The sequence below is a fragment of the Streptomyces sp. W16 genome, assembly GCF_033194735.1.
Lineage (GTDB): Bacteria > Actinomycetota > Actinomycetes > Streptomycetales > Streptomycetaceae > Streptomyces.
On sequence record NZ_JAWOAI010000993.1, the window covers coordinates 1 to 1,777 of the forward strand.

Consider the following 1,777-nt stretch of genomic DNA (forward strand, 5'->3'; position numbering starts at 1 on the left):
GGCCTGGCTGACGACGGGCGGGGCAGGGCAGGAAGGGGCGGGCGGAACGGCGTACGCGGTGGACCAGGAAGTGCGCCCGGAGGACCGGACGGCACCCGAGAAGAGCGGGGCAGTGCACGAGCGGAGCGGGACGGCGTACAACCAGCCGGATGCCTGGCTGGTCGAGACGGACAGCGGTATCGGGCGGCTGCGGCACGCGCTGTCGCCGGTCTCCTTCGCCGGCGGACCCGTGAACTGGGCGCGCCCGCCGGGCCGTTGGGGCACGGACCCGGCTCGTTGGGCTTGATCCGGGGGCGGGCCGGAAACGTAACTGTGAACGGAATCCAGCTCCGCCAGTTGTTTTGTTGCACTTGCCCGGTTCTGTGACGGCTGGTGAAGATCTTGGGGTGACCTTGATACGACCGACTGTCGAAGCGGCCGATACCAACGGCCCCGGGCGGCGCCCCGGTACGCGCCGGGCCGTCGCCGTACTGGCCCTGGTGCTGCTCGCCGCGCTCATCCCGCTGCTCGGCCCGTCCGCCGCGCTGCACGACACCGGGGAGGCCGCGGCGCCCGGTGTCGGCGGCATCGCGCTGCTGCGGGCGGTGCTGGTCGGCGCGCTGTGCGTGCCGTTGGGCGAGTTGTTCGTGAACCGGCTGGCGCGCACTGTGCCCGGCGCTCCCCCGAACGGCCCCGGGAGTTGGGCCCTGTACGCGGCCGGTGCCGGTTTCGTCGCCGCGCTGGGGCTCGCGTCGGTCGTGGCCACGGGCAATCTGGTGCCGCACAGCCTCGCCGAGATCGACGTCGGCGGCCTCTACCAGTCCCGCGACGGCAAGCTGGCGCTCCTGGAGGTCAACGCGTTCGCCGTGGCGGCCCTGTGCGCCCGGTCGCGCCGGCCCGCCGTACAGGTGTGGCCCCTTGCCGCCGTGATCCTCGCGGAGGCGCTGCGCGCGCACCCGGTGGGCGAGCACAGCCCGCTGGTCGGCTCGGAGCTGACCTTGGTGCATCTGACGTGCGCGGCGCTGTGGGCCGGCGGGCTGCTGCACGCGCTGCGGACGCTGCGACGGTGGCGTGACGCCGAGGCGGGCGCCGCGCTGTTGGGCCTCTACGCGCGCGTGGCCGCCGTGCTGCTCGCCGTGATCACCGCCACGGGGGTGTGGAGTTCGCTGCGCAGGATGCCGGCCGGCACGATCCTGGACCAGCTGACGACGACGGCGTACGGGCGCACCCTGCTCGCCAAGGTGCTGCTCGTCGCCACCGTCGCCGCACTCGCGCTGTGGGCGCGCCACCGGCTGCGGCGGGCCACCGATCCGCTGGCCGCCTGCTCACCCGCGCGGGCCGAGGTCGTCGTCCTGGGGGTGGTGGTAGTGGTCTCCGGACTGTTGACCGCCCTGCCGGTGCCGATCCGCTGGCATTGATCGACTCCAGTGTTGACCGGCACCGGCATTGATCAACTGTTGACGACCAGGACCTTCAGGGCCGTGCGCTCGTCCATCGCCTTGTAGCCGTCGGGTACGCCCTCCAGGCCGACCGTCAGGTCGAAGACGGGCGAGGGGTCGATGGTGCCGTCCAGGATGTCGGGCAGCAGTTCCGGGATGTACGCGCGGACCGGCGCGACTCCGCCGCGCAGCGCGATGTTCCGGTCGAACATGACCCCGAGGTCGAGGCCGGTGCCGCTGCCGTGCGGCACGCCGACGAAGCCGATGGCGCCGCCGTCGCGCGTGATGCCGACGGCCGTACGCATGGACTGCTCGGTGCCGACGGCCTCCACGACGGAGTGCGCGCCCTGGCCGCGGGT

At 73.3% G+C, this 1,777-nt stretch carries 2 protein-coding genes and 1 pseudogene; 2 read left to right on the plus strand and 1 reads right to left on the minus strand.

The genetic code is table 11. From position 1 onward, the window contains the following. Both R6V09_RS52320 and R6V09_RS52325 read left to right on the plus strand, forming a co-directional pair. Nucleotides 1-286, plus strand: a pseudogene (locus R6V09_RS52320) (hypothetical protein); the annotation flags it as partial. Between the two features lie 100 nt (nt 287-386). Continuing rightward, the gene (locus R6V09_RS52325; protein WP_317888431.1) at nt 387-1,397 is read left to right on the plus strand and encodes a CopD family protein; all 1,011 of its coding nucleotides are present in this window, start codon (nt 387-389) and stop codon (nt 1,395-1,397) included. Between the two features lie 32 nt (nt 1,398-1,429). Here R6V09_RS52325 and R6V09_RS52330 read toward each other — a convergent pair. Continuing rightward, on the minus strand, nt 1,430-1,777 hold a 348-nt coding region (locus tag R6V09_RS52330), incomplete at its 5' end, for a zinc-binding dehydrogenase (RefSeq protein ID WP_327098081.1).